General features: G+C 59.5%; 15 protein-coding genes. 8 read left to right on the top strand and 7 right to left on the bottom strand.

The genetic code is table 11. The features are described from left to right. Nucleotide 1: 1 nt before the first annotated feature. The 5 genes from J2T09_RS12335 to J2T09_RS12315 all read left to right on the top strand — a co-directional run bounded on the left by J2T09_RS12335 (nucleotide 2) and on the right by J2T09_RS12315 (nucleotide 5,098). Nucleotides 2-1,195 (top strand): carbohydrate ABC transporter permease, encoded by a 1,194-nt coding sequence (locus J2T09_RS12335; RefSeq protein ID WP_306834750.1) that lies wholly within the window; start codon nucleotides 2-4, stop codon nucleotides 1,193-1,195. A gap of 52 nt (nucleotides 1,196-1,247) precedes the next feature. Then, on the top strand, nucleotides 1,248-2,906 hold the full coding sequence (gene bglA / locus J2T09_RS12330) for a beta-galactosidase BglA (RefSeq protein WP_306834748.1): 1,659 nt from the start codon (nucleotides 1,248-1,250) through the stop codon (nucleotides 2,904-2,906). Nucleotides 2,907-2,940: 34 nt separating this feature from the next. Next, on the top strand, nucleotides 2,941-4,032 hold the full coding sequence (locus J2T09_RS12325) for an ABC transporter ATP-binding protein (RefSeq protein WP_306834747.1): 1,092 nt from the start codon (nucleotides 2,941-2,943) through the stop codon (nucleotides 4,030-4,032). Between the two features lie 183 nt (nucleotides 4,033-4,215). Continuing rightward, on the top strand, nucleotides 4,216-4,572 hold the full coding sequence (locus J2T09_RS12320; RefSeq protein ID WP_306835293.1) for a hypothetical protein: 357 nt from the start codon (nucleotides 4,216-4,218) through the stop codon (nucleotides 4,570-4,572). A 25-nt stretch (nucleotides 4,573-4,597) separates the two neighbouring features. After that, the gene (locus J2T09_RS12315) at nucleotides 4,598-5,098 is read left to right on the top strand and encodes a hypothetical protein (RefSeq protein WP_306834746.1); all 501 of its coding nucleotides are present in this window, start codon (nucleotides 4,598-4,600) and stop codon (nucleotides 5,096-5,098) included. A 114-nt stretch (nucleotides 5,099-5,212) separates the two neighbouring features. Here J2T09_RS12315 and J2T09_RS12310 read toward each other — a convergent pair whose 3' ends face one another. The 6 genes from J2T09_RS12310 to J2T09_RS12285 all read right to left on the bottom strand — a co-directional run bounded on the left by J2T09_RS12310 (nucleotide 5,213) and on the right by J2T09_RS12285 (nucleotide 12,396). Beyond that, a complete protein-coding gene (locus J2T09_RS12310; RefSeq protein ID WP_306834744.1) occupies nucleotides 5,213-5,395 on the bottom strand; it encodes a hypothetical protein in 183 nt (60 codons plus the stop codon). Nucleotides 5,396-5,458: 63 nt separating this feature from the next. After that, entirely contained in the window at nucleotides 5,459-7,279 is a 1,821-nt protein-coding gene (edd, locus tag J2T09_RS12305) for a phosphogluconate dehydratase (protein WP_306834742.1), read from the bottom strand. A 120-nt stretch (nucleotides 7,280-7,399) separates the two neighbouring features. After that, nucleotides 7,400-8,098: a 6-phosphogluconolactonase gene (gene pgl, locus J2T09_RS12300; RefSeq protein WP_306834740.1), complete on the bottom strand. Its 699-nt coding sequence runs from the start codon at nucleotides 8,096-8,098 to the stop codon at nucleotides 7,400-7,402. A gap of 3 nt (nucleotides 8,099-8,101) precedes the next feature. After that, nucleotides 8,102-9,574, bottom strand: a complete 1,473-nt coding sequence (gene zwf, locus J2T09_RS12295; RefSeq protein WP_306834738.1) for a glucose-6-phosphate dehydrogenase — start codon at nucleotides 9,572-9,574, stop codon at nucleotides 8,102-8,104. 94 nt (nucleotides 9,575-9,668) lie between these two features. Beyond that, nucleotides 9,669-10,958, bottom strand: a complete 1,290-nt coding sequence (locus J2T09_RS12290; RefSeq protein WP_306834736.1) for an NAD(P)/FAD-dependent oxidoreductase — start codon at nucleotides 10,956-10,958, stop codon at nucleotides 9,669-9,671. Between the two features lie 10 nt (nucleotides 10,959-10,968). Continuing rightward, nucleotides 10,969-12,396, bottom strand: coding sequence for a glutamine synthetase family protein (locus J2T09_RS12285; RefSeq protein ID WP_306834734.1), 1,428 nt, complete (start codon nucleotides 12,394-12,396; stop codon nucleotides 10,969-10,971). A gap of 149 nt (nucleotides 12,397-12,545) precedes the next feature. Here J2T09_RS12285 and J2T09_RS12280 point away from each other — a divergent pair, with 149 nt between their 5' ends. The 3 genes from J2T09_RS12280 to J2T09_RS12270 all read left to right on the top strand — a co-directional run bounded on the left by J2T09_RS12280 (nucleotide 12,546) and on the right by J2T09_RS12270 (nucleotide 16,060). Beyond that, nucleotides 12,546-13,739 (top strand): NAD(P)/FAD-dependent oxidoreductase, encoded by a 1,194-nt coding sequence (locus tag J2T09_RS12280; protein ID WP_306834733.1) that lies wholly within the window; start codon nucleotides 12,546-12,548, stop codon nucleotides 13,737-13,739. Nucleotides 13,740-13,882: 143 nt separating this feature from the next. After that, on the top strand, nucleotides 13,883-14,014 hold the full coding sequence (locus J2T09_RS12275) for a hypothetical protein (protein ID WP_306834731.1): 132 nt from the start codon (nucleotides 13,883-13,885) through the stop codon (nucleotides 14,012-14,014). Nucleotides 14,015-14,221: 207 nt separating this feature from the next. Continuing rightward, nucleotides 14,222-16,060, top strand: a complete 1,839-nt coding sequence (locus tag J2T09_RS12270; RefSeq protein ID WP_306834729.1) for a methyl-accepting chemotaxis protein — start codon at nucleotides 14,222-14,224, stop codon at nucleotides 16,058-16,060. A gap of 313 nt (nucleotides 16,061-16,373) precedes the next feature. Here J2T09_RS12270 and J2T09_RS12265 read toward each other — a convergent pair whose 3' ends face one another. After that, nucleotides 16,374-16,640: an SMc00767 family acetate metabolism repressor gene (locus J2T09_RS12265; protein ID WP_373458434.1), complete on the bottom strand. Its 267-nt coding sequence runs from the start codon at nucleotides 16,638-16,640 to the stop codon at nucleotides 16,374-16,376. Between the last annotated feature and the right edge of the window lie 212 nt (nucleotides 16,641-16,852).

Genomic DNA, 16,852 nt, shown 5'->3' with positions numbered 1-16,852 from the left:
CATGGCGACCGCAACAGCAACCGCTTCCCATTCCCCCTCGATCATCACCCGCCTGCGCCGCGTCGGCCTGCCGCGTCTGCTCGTGCATCTCAGCGTGCTCGCCATCGTCATCCTGTGGCTCATCCCGACGCTCGGCATCCTCGTCACCTCGGTGCGCGACAAGGAACAGATCACCGCATCCGGCTGGTGGACGGCCTTTAGCGGCTCCACCCAGATGGAAGCGGTGCGGCTCGCCGATCCCGCGACACAAAAGGAAGAGGGCGGCCGCTTCGTCATCTCCGGTTCGATCTTTGAAGGGGCGGCTACCGGCACCGTCAGCGCCTTTGGCGTGCGCGTGCAGGATCCGTCAGCCTTCGAGGTCGGCGCGCCCGCCGATATCGGCGATGGCGAGACGCTGCAGATCAATCAGGATGGTTCCTACGTCTACAGCAAGGGAGCCGCTTTCGACGACAAGCGCCCGAAACGTGTCTACGTCTCGCTTGCCACCGCGCCGGAATTCACCACCCAGAACTATCGTGACGTGCTGACCTCTGCCGGTATCGGTCAGGCCTTTGTCAATTCGCTGACAGTGGCAGTGCCCGCCACCATCATCCCCATCCTGATCGCGGCCTTTGCGGCCTATGCGCTGTCATGGATGCATTTTCCCGGCCGCACTCTGCTGATCGCCGTTGTGGTGGGTCTGATCGTCGTGCCGTTGCAGATGGCGCTGATCCCGCTGCTGACGCTCTATAACGATATCGGCTCCTTCTTCGGCATCCCCTCGCGCTCCTATGCCGGGGTCTGGCTGGCGCATTCCGCCTTCGGTATGCCGCTCGCCATCTATCTTCTGCGCAACTATATCGCCGGCCTGCCGAAGGAGATCATCGAATCCGCCCGGGTCGATGGCGCCAGCGATTTTGAAATCTTCGTGAAGATCGTGCTGCCTCTGTCCTTCCCGGCGCTCGCCTCCTTCTCGATCTTCCAGTTCCTGTGGACATGGAACGACCTGCTGGTCGCCATGGTTTTCCTGGGCACAGGCAAGGATCAGCTGGTGCTGACCGGTGCGCTCAATGCGCTTCTCGGCTCCATGGGCGGCAAGTGGGAAATCCTCACGGCGTCTGCCTTCATCACCATCATTGTCCCCATTCTCGTCTTTTTTGCCCTGCAGCGTTACCTCGTGCGAGGGCTTCTCGCCGGTTCGGTGAAGGGCGGCTGATGCCCTTCAAGACATCACACCAGACAGCATTTCTAATCTACAGGATTTTTGCATGAGCAATGTAACGCAGATGACCGAAACGCCGCTCGACAAGGATTGGTGGCGTGGTGCGGTCATCTACCAGATCTATCCGCGATCCTATCAGGACAGTAACGGTGACGGCATCGGCGACCTGAAGGGCATCACCGCGCGCCTGCCGCATATCGCGGCACTCGGTGCCGATGCGATCTGGATTTCGCCCTTCTTCCCGTCGCCGATGAAGGATTTTGGCTACGACGTTTCCAACTACACCGATATCGATCCGATGTTCGGTTCGCTGTCGGATTTCGATTCGCTGATTGCCGAGGCGCATCGCCTCAAAATACGCGTCATGATCGATCTCGTCATGTCGCATTCGTCGGATCAGCATGCGTGGTTCATCGAAAGCCGCTCGTCGCGCTTCAACCCCAAGGCCGACTGGTATGTCTGGGCCGATGCCAAGCCGGATGGTTCGCCGCCCAACAACTGGCTGTCGATTTTTGGCGGGTCCGCATGGCATTGGGACCCGACCCGCATGCAATATTACATGCACAATTTCCTCACCTCGCAGCCGGATTTGAACCTGCACAATCCCGAGGTTCAGGACGCGTTGCTCGACGTCACCCGCTTCTGGCTGCAGCGCGGCGTCGATGGTTTTCGCCTCGACACGATCAACTTCTATTTCCACGACAAGGAGCTGCGCAGCAACCCTGCGCTCGATCCATCGCGCCGCAATGCGTCCACGGCACCGGCAGTGAACCCCTACAATTTCCAGGAACACCTCTACGACAAGAACCGCCCGGAAAATCTCGAGTTTTTAAAGCGTTTTCGCGCGGTGCTGGACGAGTTCCCGGCGATTGCCGCCGTCGGCGAAGTCGGCGACAGCCAGTATGGTCTGGAAATCGTCGGCCAGTACACATCCGGCAATGACAAGATGCAGATGTGCTACGCCTTCGAATTCCTGGCGCCGGATTATCCGACCGCACCGCGCGTTGGCGAAGTGCAGAACGCATTTTCGGCCGCAGCCCCCGAAGGCTGGGCCTGCTGGGCCTTCTCCAACCATGATGTGGTGCGCCATGTCAGCCGCTGGGGTGCCGATGTTCTCGACCGCGATGCCTTTGCAAAAATGCTGGCGGCACTGCTGTTCACCCAGCGCGGTTCGGTCTGCATCTATCAGGGCGAGGAACTTGGCCTCACTGAAGCCGATATCGCCTATGCCGATCTGCAGGACCCTTACGGCATTCAGTTCTGGCCGGAATTCAAGGGCCGTGATGGTTGCCGCACGCCGATGGTCTGGGATGCGCAGGCGCTTCAGGCCGGTTTCTCCACCGCCGAAAAGACATGGCTGCCGATCCCCGTCGAACACCAGATCCGCGCCGTCAGTGCTCAGTATGGTGATCCGGATTCCGTGCTGGAACAATACCGTCGTTTCATCGCCTTCCGCAAACAACACCCGGCTTTGTCCAAGGGCGAGATCCGCTTCGTGACGGCGGAAGGCCCGACGCTGATCTATGAGCGCATTTTTGGCAACGAAACGCTGCTCTGCGTCTTCAACATGGGGCCGGATGAACAAGCCATCCCGCTGCCGGAAGGCGACTGGCAGGCGCTGGAAGGCCACGGCTTTGAAAGCACGGTCGATAACAGAAACGTCGAACTGCCGGCCTGGGGCGCTTATTTCGCCCGGCTTGCCTGATAAATTTGGCTGATAAAAAAGGGGAGGGATGCGCATGACCGGGGTAATCCTCAAGGATATAAAAAAGTCCTATGGCCAGGTGCAGGTTCTGCACGGCATCGATCTGGAGATCGAACAGGGCGAGTTCGTCGTTTTCGTCGGCCCCTCCGGCTGCGGAAAATCGACGCTTTTGCGCATGATTGCCGGTCTGGAGGATATTACATCCGGCGAGATGTCGATCGACGGCCATGTCGTCAACGAGGTGCCGCCGTCACGCCGCGGCATCGCCATGGTGTTTCAGTCCTATGCGCTTTATCCGCATATGACCGTCTACGACAACATGGCCTTTGGCATGCGCATCGCCAAAGAGAGCAAGGAGGAAGTCGATCGCCGTGTGAAGGCGGCGGCCGAAATCCTCCAGCTCACGCAATATCTGGAACGCCTGCCGAAGGCGCTGTCCGGTGGCCAGCGCCAACGTGTCGCCATCGGCCGCGCCATATGCCGCGATCCAAAAGTGTTCCTGTTCGATGAGCCTCTGTCCAATCTCGATGCGGCGTTGCGTGTCGCCACCCGCATCGAAATTGCCAGGCTAAAAGAGTCCATGCCGGACACGACGATGATCTACGTCACCCACGACCAGGTCGAAGCGATGACATTGGCGGACCGCATCGTCGTGCTCTCGGCTGGCCGGATCGAGCAGGTCGGCCCGCCGCTCGAACTGTACGAGCGGCCCAAGAACCTGTTCGTCGCCCGTTTCATCGGGTCTCCGGCCATGAACATCATTCCGGCAAAGATCACCAGCGCCGGGCCGCAGACGGTGGTCGAGCTTTCCGGCGGCAAGTCGGTCACGCTGGATATCCCGAGCGATGCTGGCCAGCAGGGCAAACAGGCGAGTTTCGGCATTCGCCCGGAAGATCTGGCCGTGGCGGCGGATGGCGATCCCTGCCTGTTCGAAGGCAAGGTCGGCATCGTCGAGGCGCTCGGTGAAGTGACGCTTCTTTATATCGAGGGGCTGACCAAGGACGAGCCGATCATCGCGAAAATCCCGGGCATCCTGCCGGTGAACAAGGGCGACAGCGTCCGCTTCACGGCAAGGCCTGAAAAGATGCACCTTTTCGATGCGGATGGTCTCAGTCTGCGTCAGTAGACCGAGGTCATTGGCAAACTGTTATCACCGTCCACAGAGAAAGCGTTGCGTAAGGTGATCCGGGCTCGGCTCCATACGGTCTATTAAGTTTCGCACGGTAGATTTTCCTGTAACAACAGGAGAATAGACGTGGGTGCGATTGCCGGGAACCGACCGAGTTATCTGAGCAAGGAAGAGTCCTTCATGTATGACCGCGAAACGCGGTATCGCATGGAAGACACGATGAATGCCGCCCGCATCGAATATACCGAAAAGGCGGTGATGAACCTCGCCGCCCGCCGCTGCGACGTGCTGCGCATTTCGATGAGCGGCGCGGTGCTCGGTATTCTCACCCAGTACAATCTGCCAAAGCAGTTCTATCTCGATATTCCGGACGCCCGCATCAACAAGGTCGGCTGCCTTTTGATGCGCCAGAACGCGAACAACACGATCGACGTGCGTTTCCTGCGCCTGCTGACGCAGAAGGAACTGGACCGCATTTTCATCTTCTCCACCCACCCGGCGCATCGCGACCGCAAGCTGGATGTGCGGACCTGGTAACAGAGCTCAGCAGGCGACGACGCCGATGCTATTTGCAGAATGCCAGAGTAATTTTGGTCAAACAACGACGGGAATAATGCGAGTGCTTCGAGTTCTTCTAGCTGCTGCTGTTTCTGTGCTGCCTATCAATTATGCTCTTGCTGATACGATCAAGACAATTAATGGCGTGGTGAATGTCGGCAGTCTTGACTCTTCCGTCGGCGACTATGTTTTCATGACAAAATCAGCCATCGGAGACGCGATATTCTCCAGTTGCAAAATGGGTGATGCTTGCATCATTGAGGCTTATGTGAGCGGAGAAAAAATCAAGGCAATCGTTTCCGTAAAAGCCGTAAAAGCGCCGCCGCCATCGGACGCCGTCTATGACACACGGTCTGCATGTCTTTACGGGAGCATGGAAGGTGAGAAACTTTCCAGCAAAGATAGGATAACTGCCTGTGACGAGTTGGGTTCACTTGAGGCTCAGGCATTGGAGGCAGGTTATTGCTGGAACCAAATTGCTGGTGAGTATCGAACCTGTGAATAATTGATACCGCTCACGAAACTTCCTCAGGCGACGTAAGGATGGCGCCTCGATGCGGCTGCCGCTGAAGCTTACAAGGAAAATTCATCCACTATAGACCGGCAATGCACCAGCCAATCAGCGCTCCCTGTCTGCATCCTCGAGTGCCAGAACCTGCTCGTAGATCGGTTTGGTCAGGTCGATCCTTGGATCGAGCTTAAAGGGATGATCCTTCATCGAGCCGGCACCGCGCACGACAAGCACCTTCCCCGTCTTGGGGTCGGTCACAGTCATTTCCGTGGTTTCGCGTTTCTTGCTCATGCCACTATAGATAGCATGTCCGCAAAGGGATTGCGAGGGCGGCGCTTGGCCGCCCCGGCAACATTAAGCAAACACACTCGCGCCCTGATCGGCATGGCCGACATTGCGGCGAAACGCGCCGAACAGTTCGCGGCCCATGCCGAATTCGTTTTCCGACAGATCGGCGGTCGCGGCCGGGCGGGCTGCGAACTCGGTCGCATCCACCAGCACTTCCAGCGTGCCGGTCGTGGCATCGAGACGAACGATATCGCCATCCCTGATCTTGGCGATCGGGCCGCCGTCGCTGGCTTCGGGCGTGATGTGGATCGCTGCCGGCACCTTGCCGGATGCGCCGGACATGCGGCCGTCGGTGACCAGAGCCACCTTGAAACCGCGATCCTGCAGCACACCGAGCGGCGGTGTCAGTTGGTGCAGTTCCGGCATGCCGTTGGCCTTCGGGCCCTGGAAACGCACGACGGCGATGAAGTCGCGGTTGTTGAGATCGCCGCGCTTGAAGGCGTCCTGCAATTCCTTCTGGGTATGGAAGACGATGGCCGGGGCCTCGATGATATGGCGCTCCGGTTTGACGGCGGAGATCTTGATGACGGCCTTGCCGAGATTGCCATGCAGCATTTTGAGGCCGCCATTGGCCTGGAAAGGCTTGTCGATAGTGGTGAGCACTTTCGGATCGCCACTGACTTCGGGGATCGGCGCGCGGGCAACGCCGCCATTGTCGCCGAGCTTTGCTTCGATGGTGTAAGCCTCGAGACCCTGACCGAAGACGGTGCGCACGTCGTCATGCACGAGGCCGCCTGCGAGCAGTTGCTTGATCAGGAAACCCATGCCGCCGGCAGCGGCAAAATGGTTCACGTCGGCAAGACCGTTCGGGTAAACGCGGGTGAGCAGCGGCACGATGTCCGACAGTTCGGAAATATCCGCCCATGTCAGGTGGATGCCGGCGGCGCGCGCCATGGCCACAAGGTGCATCGTGTGGTTGGTCGAACCGCCCGTGGCATGCAGGCCAACAACGCCGTTGACGACAGAGCGTTCGTCGATCATCTCGCCGGCAGGCGTAAATTCGTTGCCGAGCGCGGTGATCGCCAGCGCCCGTTTGGCGGCTTCCTTGGTCAGTGCGTCGCGCAGCGGCGTGCCCGGATTGATGAAGGAGGAACCAGGCATGTGAAAGCCCATGATTTCCATCAGCATCTGGTTGGAATTGGCGGTGCCGTAGAATGTGCAGGTGCCAGGGCCGTGGTAGGACTTGGATTCCGACTCCAGCAGTTCTGCGCGGCCGACCTTGCCTTCCGCATAAAGCTGGCGAATGCGCGACTTTTCGTCGTTCGGCAGGCCTGATGTCATCGGGCCTGCGGGCACGAACACGGCCGGCAGATGGCCGAAGGAGAGGGCGGCAATGACGAGGCCGGGCACGATCTTGTCGCAGACGCCGAGATAGACGGAACTGTCGAACATGTTGTGGGACAGACCGATGCCGGCCGACATGGCGATCAGGTCGCGCGAAAACAGCGACAGTTCCATGCCCGGCTGGCCCTGTGTCACGCCATCGCACATGGCCGGCACGCCGCCTGCCACCTGCGCCACGCCACCGGCCTCGCGGGCCGCATCGCGGATCAGCGCCGGATAGGTTTCGAACGGCTGATGCGCCGAAAGCATGTCGTTATAGGAGGTGATGATGCCGAGGTTCGGAACGACGTCGCCAGCGAGCGCGCTCTTCTCGGCGGGGGAACAGACCGCAAATCCGTGCGCAAGGTTGCCGCAGGAGAGGACCGAACGATGGGGGCCGTGTTTGACGGCGCGGTTCAATCGATCGAGATAGGCTTCACGATGCGGTTTCGATCTTTCGACGATACGCTTCGTAATCGCCTCGATGCTGGAATGGGCGGCCATGTGCAATCCTCCTTCGGTCAATCCCGGTTTGGGAGAGGCCGAAGCCACCGGGATTGTTCTGTCGTAAAATGTGCCAGCGCGCGCGGTCTTAAAAACCAGCGTCGCCGGGGAGGGCGCCTGTTATGGCGCCCAGTAGATCTGCAGCGGTGAAGCGGCGCGGTTCAGAACGGCGCGGATGGGCATGTCCATCTCGTCGTCGCCATCTTCCGCCTTCTCCAGCACGATCATCTTGGCATCACCCTCGATATGCAGCACCAGCAGGCGCGCATCGGCAAGGCTGGTGAAGGAGAAGGTGAGGCGTTCTTCGCCGGCACCTTCCGCCTGCATGGTCAGAACGCCACGCGGACCTTGCGGGTCGATGGCCTTGGCCAGATTGTTGCCCTTCGGGAAGAAGGAGGCGGTATGCCCGTCTCCACCCATGCCCAGAATGACGACATCGAAAGGGTTGCCGAAACCGGCCGTTTTTTCGGTGGCGATCTTTGCGGCTTCCTCGGCGGTCGTGGCAGGCTGATAGAGCGGCACGAATGTCGCTGCCTCCGCATTGCCTTTGAGAAGATGCGTCGCCACCAGACGATGGTTGGAACGCTCGTCGTCGGCGGATACGAAACGTTCGTCCACCAGCGTGATCGTCACCTTCGCCCAGTTGATATCCTGTTCCGACAGCGCCTCGAAAAACCGCTTTGGCGTCGAACCGCCGGAAACGGCGATCGATGCCGCGCCGCGAACGGCAATCGCCGCCGTCAGCTGGGCCGCAACATCGATGGCAAGTTCGTGTGCCAGCGTTTCGGGATCGGGAAATTCGTGCAGTTTACCGGCCATGCCTCAGCCCTCGTGCCATGTGCGGCCGTCACGCTCGATCAGCGCGATAGCCTGGCTCGGGCCCCAGGTGCCGGCGGTGTAACCCTGCGCCGGCTGTCCGGTCTCTTCCCAGCCTTTCAGGATCGGATCGCACCATTGCCATGCGGCTTCCACTTCGTCGCGGCGCATGAACAGCGTCTGGTTGGCGCGGATCGTATCCATCAACAGGCGCTCGTAAGCATCCGGCGAGCGAACGTTGAAGGCTTCGGCAAAGCTCATGTCGAGCGAAACATTGCGCAGACGCATGCCGCCCGGACCCGGATCCTTGATCATCAGCGACTGTTTGACGCCTTCATCCGGCTGCAGGCGGATGATCAGCTGGTTGGCCGAAATACGGCCCGCCGCGGTGTCAAAGATGTTGTGCGGAACCGGCTTGAAGGTGATCACGATTTCCGACATGCGCTCCGTCAGGCGCTTGCCCGTACGGATGTAGAAGGGAACGCCGGCCCAGCGCCAGTTGCCGATCTCGGCCTTGATGGCGACAAAGGTTTCCGTGTTGGAAACGCCGCCTTCCAGCTCTTCCAGATAACCCTTGACCGGGCCGCCTGCGGAAGCGCCGGCACGGTACTGGCCGCGCACCGTCATCTGCTCGACGTTTTCAGCCGTGATCGGCTTCAGCGCGCGCAGAACTTTCAGCTTTTCGTCGCGCACAGCCTCGGAATTCATCGAGGACGGGGTTTCCATGGCAACAAGGCAAAGCAGCTGCATGATGTGGTTCTGCACCATGTCGCGCAGCGCGCCGGCCGTGTCGTAATAACCGGCGCGGCCTTCGAGGCCGACAGCCTCGGCAACGGTGATCTGCACGTGGTCGATATAGTTGGCGTTCCACAGCGGCTCATAAAGCGCGTTGGCAAAACGCAGCGCCATCAGGTTCTGGACGGTTTCCTTGCCCAGATAATGGTCGATACGGTAGATCTGTTCTTCCTTGAAGACCTTGCCGATCGTGTCGTTCAGCACCAGCGCCGATGCGAGGTCACGGCCGATCGGCTTTTCGACGACGATGCGGGTCTTTGGCGTGATCAGCTTGTGGTCGCGGATCTTTTCGGAGATCGCGCCAAAAATGCCCGGTGCCACGGCGAGATAGAATGCGCGGATGCGATCCTTGCCTTCGTCCAGCAGCTTTTTCAGCACGTCCCAGCCCTGATCGGACTTGGCATCGACGGATACGTAGAACAGGCGCTCGCAGAATTTCTTGACTTCCGCCTCGTCATATTCGCCCTTTTTCAAATGCTCTTTCAGGGCATCCTTGGCGAACTTGCGGTAATCTTCGTGGGAAAGCGCGCTGCGCGAAGCGCCAATGATGCGCGTCGGTTCGGTGAACTGACCCTCGATCTGGCGGTGATAGAGTGCCGGAAGAAGCTTTCGCTCCGCAAGGTCGCCGCTGCCGCCGAAGACGATGCAATCGAAGGGCTCAACTGGGATGATCTGGCTGCTCATACCTAATTCTCTCGAAGTCGCGTTGTTGATAGGGGTCATAATCTAATCGATTTAAAAGCGCCAGCCCGAAAACGGGTGGCTGTGATCTTTTGCCTCAGAACCGGTCGCGCAGCGCATACCAGGTCAGGGCGAGGAAAAGGAGCGGAGCCCGCAGGCGGGAGCCCCCCGGAAAAGCCGGAACGTCCAGATCGGCAAGATAGGAAAGCTCCGTCGTCTTGCCGAGTGTCATATCTGCATAAAGCTTACCACAATAATTTGACAGCATGACACCGTGGCCGGAATAACCGCCCACCGACATCACACCGGGCATCACTTCCTTCACAAAAGGCTGGCGGGTGAGGGTGATGCCCACCGAACCACCCCAGGAATGGGTGATCTCTATCTCGTTTAGATCAGGATAGATTTCGGCGATCTGCCGGCGGATATGGCTGGAAATGTCGCGCGGGCTATCGGCCGTATAGGCTTCGCGTCCGCCGAACAGCAGCCGCCCATCCTTCGATTTTCGGAAATACCGCACCACGAAGCGCGAATCGGCGACCGATTCATTGCCGGAAAGAATGGTCGGGTGGTCATCCAGCGGCTCGGTCGCGCCGATGAAGGAGCGGATCGGCATCACATGCGCCGCCGTCACCGGTTCCAGATTTTCGATATAGGCATTGGTGGCGATCAGAACGCGATTGGCGGTAATCGTGCCCGTTGGCGTTTCGATCAGCGTCTTGCCACCCGATTGCGAGATCGATTTCGCCGGCGTGTTTTCGTGGATCGCAGCACCCGCTGCCGCTGCCGTGCGGGCAAGGCCAATCAGCAGTTTAAGCGGATGGATATGGCCGGTGCCGCCATCATAGATGCCGCAATGATAATGGCTGGAGCCCAGCCGCTCGGCGGTCTCGGCCTTGTCCATGTAGGAGATGTAGGGGTAGTCGTAACGCGTCGCCGCAATCTCGGCGTTGGCGCGGTATTCCTTGTCATGCCCCGGCTTGTGCGCCACGCACATGTGGCCCTGTACATATTCCATGTCGATGCCGTGCTTGTCGGCAAAATCGAGCAGGTACCGTTTGGCATGTTCGGCCATGTCGAACAGGGCGCGCGACCTTTCCAGCCCGAGCACCTCTTCCTGATCTTCCGGCCACCAGCGCTGACCGGTGCCGAGCTGGCCGCCATTGCGGCCGGATGCGCCGTCGCCGAAATGGCAGGCCTCGATCAGCGTCACCGATACGCCCGCCGATGCCAGGCAATAGGCCGCTTGCAACCCGGTATAACCGCCGCCGATAATGGCGACGTCGGTGGTCCTGGAGCCATCGAGCGCCGGGTAGGTGGGGCGCTCGCCGACAGACGCCTGATACCAGGAAATGCCGGGTGCGATCGGGCTCTGCCATGCGGTCATGCCGTCTCCTTCAAACGTTCAGCAACAGGAATTCACGCTCCCAGGGACTGATGACCTGCATGAATGTTTCAAATTCGCCGCGTTTCACCCCGGCATAGATATTGATGAACTCGGAGCCATAAACTTCTTCAAAAGCTGGTTCGCCCTCCAGCAGCGCCAGCGCTTCCAGAAGCCCGCGCGGCAGTTCGATCGAACCTTCATTGGCGGTGTCGGATGTCGGTTCGGTCGGCTGGATTTCTTTTGTTATGCCCAAGAGGCCGCAACCGAGGGAGGCGGCCAGCGCCAGATAGGGATTGGCATCCGAACTCGGCAACCGGTTTTCGACACGCCGCGCCGAAGGATCGGAAACCGGTACGCGGAAAGCGGTGGTGCGGTTGTCGTAACCCCAGGCATTGTTGACCGGGCAGGCCATGTCGGGCGTCAGGCGGCGATAGGAATTCACGTAAGGCGCCAGCATGACCAGCGAACTCGGCACGAATTTCTGCATGCCGCCGATGAAGTGGAAGAACTCCTTCGATGGCGAGCCGTCGTCGTTGGAGAAGACATTCTTGCCGGTATTGATATCGACCACCGACTGGTGGACGTGCATGGCAGATCCCGGCTGGCCCTGCATCGGCTTGGCCATGAACGTGGCATAGATGCCGTGTTTCAGCGCTGCCTCGCGAATGGTGCGCTTGAACAGAAATACCTGATCGGCCAGCTGGATCGGGTCGCCATGGCGAAGGTTGATTTCCAGCTGCGCCGGACCTTCTTCATGGATCAGCGTGTCGATCTCCAGACCCTGCTTTTCGGAGAAATGGTAGATGTCGTCGATCAACTCGTCGAATTCGTTGATGCCGGCGATGGAATAGCTCTGGCCGCCGGAAATCGAACGGCCCGAGCGGCCCTTTGGCGGATGCAGCGGGTAATCCGGGTCTTCATTGACGGCGACGAGATAGAACTCGATTTCCGGGGCGACGACCGGTTTCCAGCCGCGATCCGAATAGAGTTTGACGACATGCTTCAAGACGTTGCGCGGCGTATAGGGCACGTTCTTGCCGTCGGCGCCGACGATATCGCAGATCACCTGAGCGGTCGGATCGCTTTCCCACGGCACGACGGAGAGTGTCGAAAGATCCGGCACGAGCTTGATGTCGCTATCGCGGCTGTCATAACGGAAATTGCCGGTCTCGTCCGGGTATTCGCCGGAAATCGTGTGGCGATAGAGCGCCGATGGCAAAGCCAGCGAGGTGTTGCTGGTGAATTTCGACGCAGGCATCATCTTGCCGCGCGGCACGCCGGCAAGGTCCGGCGTGATGCATTCGACATCCTCGATGCCGCGCACTTTCAGCCATGCGGCGGCTTCCTGCCAGGATTTTACCCCGCGTCGGCTGTCCAGAACGGCGGCCGGGATTTTGGGCTTGGGGGCTGAAGGCGTCGGCTTTTTCTTGGGCGGCATGGCTCACCGGAAGCGTTGGTCGGGAACCTTATAATAGTCACCTTGTGGCAATTGGCGATAGGCAGGTTCTGAATGTTTGATCTCTTTGTCGGCATTGACATCAACGCCTTATCACAACAGAAACGCCGCTCGTTTCAGGAGTTTTTGTTTTGGCCCGCAGATTTGACGTGGTGATCCTTGGTGCCGGTGCGGCCGGGCTGATGTGTGCGATCCGCGCAGGCCAAGGCGGCAAACGTGTTCTCGTGCTCGATCACGCCAAGAACCCGGCCGAAAAGATCCGCATTTCCGGCGGCGGCCGCTGCAACTTCACCAATATCCATGCGGGCCCGAAAAACTATCTGTCGGCCAATCCGCATTTCGCCAAGTCGGCGCTGGCGCGTTATACGCCGCGCGATTTTCTCGATCTTGTCGAAAAGCATCGCATCGCGTGGCATGAAAAGACCCTCGGTCAATTGTTCTGCGATGACAGCGCCAAGGACATCATCCACATGCTGCTCGACGAGATGCGGGCAGTCGGCGCAACGCTGGAGCTGAAGACAGAAATTTCCGCCGTCGAAAAAGCGCCCGACGGTTTTCGCATCACGACCTCGAGCGGCATGGTCGAAGCCGGCAGCGTCGTTATCGCCACCGGTGGCAAGTCGATCCCGAAAATGGGCGCGACGGGTTTTGCCTATCGCATCGCCGCCGAATTCGGCCTCAAGGTTACCGACACCCGTCCCGGCCTCGTGCCGCTGACGCTTGATCCGACGCTTCTCGAAAAGCTGTCGCCGCTCTCCGGCATTGCCGTCGATGCCGAAGTGAAACACGGCAAGACGTCGTTTCGTGAAGCTTTGCTTTTCACCCATCGCGGCATTAGCGGTCCCGCCATCCTGCAGATCTCGTCCTACTGGCGGGAAGGGGATGCGATCAAACTGCAGATCGAGCCGGATATCGACATTGCCGCGCGCCTGAAGGACGGGCGAAAGGCCAATGGCAAACAGGCGGCGCAGACGGTGCTGGGCGAAATCCTGCCGAAACGTCTGGCACAGTTTTTGACCGAAAATGCCGGGATGACCGGGCAGATGGCCGATCAGGGCGATCGCAAGCTGGAAGCTTTGGCCGCATCCGCGCAAGACTGGACCATCGTGCCGGCCGGTTCGGAAGGGTATCGCACGGCGGAAGTCACCATCGGCGGCATCGATACGTCTGAGATCGATTCCAAAACCATGCAGGCCAAAAACGTGCCCGGCCTTTATTTCATCGGTGAATGCGTCGATGTCACCGGCTGGCTCGGCGGTTACAATTTCCAATGGGCCTGGGCATCGGGCCATGCCTGCGGCGAGGCGCTGTCGCAACAGTTCTGATGCTGCGGATATCTTTTAGCACTTTTTAATAAGCCTGCGACATCCTGCCTTAATGCGCGCACAGTCGTGGATTCTTATCTGTTGTTAAGCGCTGGTCGTCGCCAAAGGCGGCGGTCGAAATCTCTCCAGTCGGGACCATCTTGATGCAGAACCGTCGTCGTGCTCGTGCCATCGCCATCGCAAAGACTGAAGCCGCCGCAGATATCGCTCTGCGTTTGGGCGTCATTACTGTGAGCGCAATTGTTGCGTTGCTGACTATCTCCTATCTGTTGTGATGTATATTGAATATAGGCGTTATGTTATTTTAGATATATCGACACTCTAATTGAGCTTGTCTGGAGATACACTGAACCAAATTTGGGATTGTTCCCATTTAGATTGCTGCCGCCTTAATGGCAAAACGCAGATTCAGTAAGTTTTTACGCATTTCGATTAAATTACCCCCAAATTACTACTGGTATTTCGCATTTGGGGGTCGCCGTATGTTAAACTTTCTGCCGTCATCCGTGGTCGCACGGATTGTCAGCCTTTGTCTTTTCCTTGTCTTCGTATCGATTTCTGCTCTCTCGGGTATGACCTATCTGAACCTGCGTTCGGACATCATGGGCAATGCCGTGGAAGATGCGCACAGCGCCGTGCGCGCCATGGGCGTTCTTTATGAGGTCGAGGCGGAAGGTGCCGATATGGCCGTCAGGGATGGTGAGGTTACCGGCATCACCAGCGCCGGCCCTATCGAGTTCAAGAGCCATTCGCTGGTTGACCGCACTGCCGAATCCATCGGCGGCGTCGCCACCGTCTTCAACAAGATCGGCAGCGATTATGTCCGCGTCTCCACCAATGTGAAGACGGAAAAGGGTGAACGCGCCGTTGGCACCAAGCTTGCCGCCGATCATCCGGCTCAGACGACACTTGCCGCCGGCCAGCCCTATTTCGGCCAGGCAGCCCTTTTCGGCCGTGATTTCATGACCGGTTATTACCCGATCAAGGACAAGGCCAATGCCGTGACCGGCGTCTTGTTCATCGGCATTCCGATGGAAGTCTATTTCGCGCAGCTCTCCACTGCCGTTACCCAGATGGCCGTGACCAGCCTTCTCGCCCTTATCGCCATGGGCCTGATCGGCTTCATCGCCATTCGTCATCTCGTCAAGCCGCTCAGCGTGCTCACCGGCACGATCCGCACCATGGCGGAAGGCACCGATACAGACGTGCCTTATCTCGACCGCCGCAACGAGTTCGGCAACATTGCCCGCGCGCTGGAAGTGTTCCGCGATAACGCCCGCCAGAAACTGCTGATCGAAGCCCGCAGCGCCGACGACCGCGCTGCCGCCGATGCCGATCGCCGTCGCAACGATGCCGAAAAGCAGGAAGTCGACAGCCAGATCAGTCTTGCCGTCACCGAGCTTGGCGCCGCTCTCGCCCGCCTGTCGCAGGGTGATCTCTCGGTCAAGATCGACCGCGCCTTTACCGGCCGTCTCGAACAGCTCCGCGTCGATTTCAACGGCTCTATCGAGCGCCTGCGTGATACGCTGTCGCGCATCCGTGAAAGCACGCTCGCCATCCAGCGCAACAGTGGTGAACTCAGCCAGTCTTCGGCCGATCTTGCCAAGCGCACGGAAAGCCAGGCTGCGTCGCTGGAAGAAACTGCCGCCGCCGTCGAGGAAATCACTGCCACCGTGCGTTCTTCCGCCGAGCGTGCCCGTGAAGCCAACGATGCCGTCGGCAAGACCAAGCAGAGCGCCGATAATTCCGGTACCGTCGTCAACAATGCCGTTGAAGCCATGGACCGTATCGAGGAAGCGTCCAAGAAGATCGAACAGATCATCGAGGTCATCGACGACATTGCCTTCCAGACCAACCTTCTGGCGCTCAACGCCGGTATCGAAGCCGCACGCGCCGGTGAAGCCGGCAAGGGTTTCGCCGTCGTTGCCCAGGAAGTCCGCGAACTTGCCCAGCGCTCGGCCGATGCCGCCCGCGAGATCAAGACTTTGATCAACCAGTCCAGCAACGAAGTCAGCAATGGCGCCGGTCTGGTGCAGCAGACGGGTCAGGTTCTCGCCTCGATCAGCCAGCAGATCACCGGCATCAGCAAGCACGTGGAAACCATCGCCACCGCTGCCCGCGACCAGTCGGCCGCCCTGCAGGATATCAACCAGTCGGTCAACCGCATGGACCAGATGACCCAGCAGAACGGCGCGATGGTGGAAGAAACCAGCGAAGCCAGCCGCACGCTGGCGGAAGAAGCCAATCAGCTGATGATGCTGGTGCAGCAGTTCCGCATCGAGGCCGAACACGGCGCCGGCCACAAGCGCTACGCCGCCTGATAACACTGCCAATTGCAAATCGATCAAAGGCCGGGCTGGGGATATGCCCGGCCTTTGGTTTTTGATCAGCACCGACGTCGGTGTTGATTTGATGAGGACCGACTCCACTCCTGCGTCATCCCGGCCTTGCGCCGGGATCTAGCCAGCCCAAGTCCTTGGGCTGGAAGAACTCTCTCGACGCGCGGACGCGCGTCTGCTGGATCCCGGCGCAAGGCCGGGATGACGCAGAGGAAGGGCACAGTCCTGCCTGAGTTGGCTGCCGTGATGGGAGCTGGCCAACCCGTTGTTACTGGCATCCGCTCTGCTCGCCCGGTCAGTTGTTACGGGCAACGACGACCGGGATCAGCAGATCGCCCCATTGCCCATCACCACCGTGATGGCGGGCGGAGCGGATCAGTTCGACCGAAACGCCCGCCTCGACCGCCTTCATGACGGAATGGTTCAGCCGGTGCAGATCATTGGCGAGCGACCGGATCGCCGCCTGCTGCTCGAAACTCATGGCGGAGGCCTGTTCCTCGGCGCGTTCCTTGACGTGGGTTTGGATCGGCGTTGTCTGGGGGATCGGGTTGTGCATGTTCATGATGTTTCTCCTCTCTGTGATTCTTGATGAGACAGGTCGTCGTGTGGCCAAGTCCCCCTCTGGCTGCCGCCATCTCCCCCACAAGGGGGGAGAACGTTTGCTGCAACCTCTTGCCTCAATTGGGCTTCGGCGGATCGGCTGGGTTAAGCCCTCCCCCTTGTGGGGAGGGTGGGGAGGGGTCTTCTTCGCTACTCGCTACTCGCTACTCGCTA

Origin of the sequence: Neorhizobium huautlense, from assembly GCF_030811685.1 — a bacterium.
Lineage (GTDB): Bacteria > Pseudomonadota > Alphaproteobacteria > Rhizobiales > Rhizobiaceae > Neorhizobium > Neorhizobium huautlense_A.
The sequence above is the reverse complement of the archived record's forward strand: the minus strand, read 5'-3'. Positions and strand labels throughout refer to the sequence as shown.

What these genes read in the sequence shown, in the direction of transcription:
- J2T09_RS12335 (WP_306834750.1), top strand. Translation starts at nt 2, where the DNA reads ATGGCGACCGCAACAGCAACCGCTTCCCATTCCCCCTCGATCATCACC.
- bglA (WP_306834748.1), top strand. Translation starts at nt 1,248, where the DNA reads ATGAGCAATGTAACGCAGATGACCGAAACGCCGCTCGACAAGGATTGG.
- J2T09_RS12325 (WP_306834747.1), top strand. Translation starts at nt 2,941, where the DNA reads ATGACCGGGGTAATCCTCAAGGATATAAAAAAGTCCTATGGCCAGGTG.
- J2T09_RS12320 (WP_306835293.1), top strand. Translation starts at nt 4,216, where the DNA reads ATGTATGACCGCGAAACGCGGTATCGCATGGAAGACACGATGAATGCC.
- J2T09_RS12315 (WP_306834746.1), top strand. Translation starts at nt 4,598, where the DNA reads ATGCTATTTGCAGAATGCCAGAGTAATTTTGGTCAAACAACGACGGGA.
- J2T09_RS12310 (WP_306834744.1), bottom strand. Translation starts at nt 5,395, where the DNA reads ATGAGCAAGAAACGCGAAACCACGGAAATGACTGTGACCGACCCCAAG.
- edd (WP_306834742.1), bottom strand. Translation starts at nt 7,279, where the DNA reads ATGGCCGCCCATTCCAGCATCGAGGCGATTACGAAGCGTATCGTCGAA.
- pgl (WP_306834740.1), bottom strand. Translation starts at nt 8,098, where the DNA reads ATGGCCGGTAAACTGCACGAATTTCCCGATCCCGAAACGCTGGCACAC.
- zwf (WP_306834738.1), bottom strand. Translation starts at nt 9,574, where the DNA reads ATGAGCAGCCAGATCATCCCAGTTGAGCCCTTCGATTGCATCGTCTTC.
- J2T09_RS12290 (WP_306834736.1), bottom strand. Translation starts at nt 10,958, where the DNA reads ATGACCGCATGGCAGAGCCCGATCGCACCCGGCATTTCCTGGTATCAG.
- J2T09_RS12285 (WP_306834734.1), bottom strand. Translation starts at nt 12,396, where the DNA reads ATGCCGCCCAAGAAAAAGCCGACGCCTTCAGCCCCCAAGCCCAAAATC.
- J2T09_RS12275 (WP_306834731.1), top strand. Translation starts at nt 13,883, where the DNA reads ATGCAGAACCGTCGTCGTGCTCGTGCCATCGCCATCGCAAAGACTGAA.
- J2T09_RS12270 (WP_306834729.1), top strand. Translation starts at nt 14,222, where the DNA reads ATGTTAAACTTTCTGCCGTCATCCGTGGTCGCACGGATTGTCAGCCTT.
- J2T09_RS12265 (WP_373458434.1), bottom strand. Translation starts at nt 16,640, where the DNA reads ATGAACATGCACAACCCGATCCCCCAGACAACGCCGATCCAAACCCAC.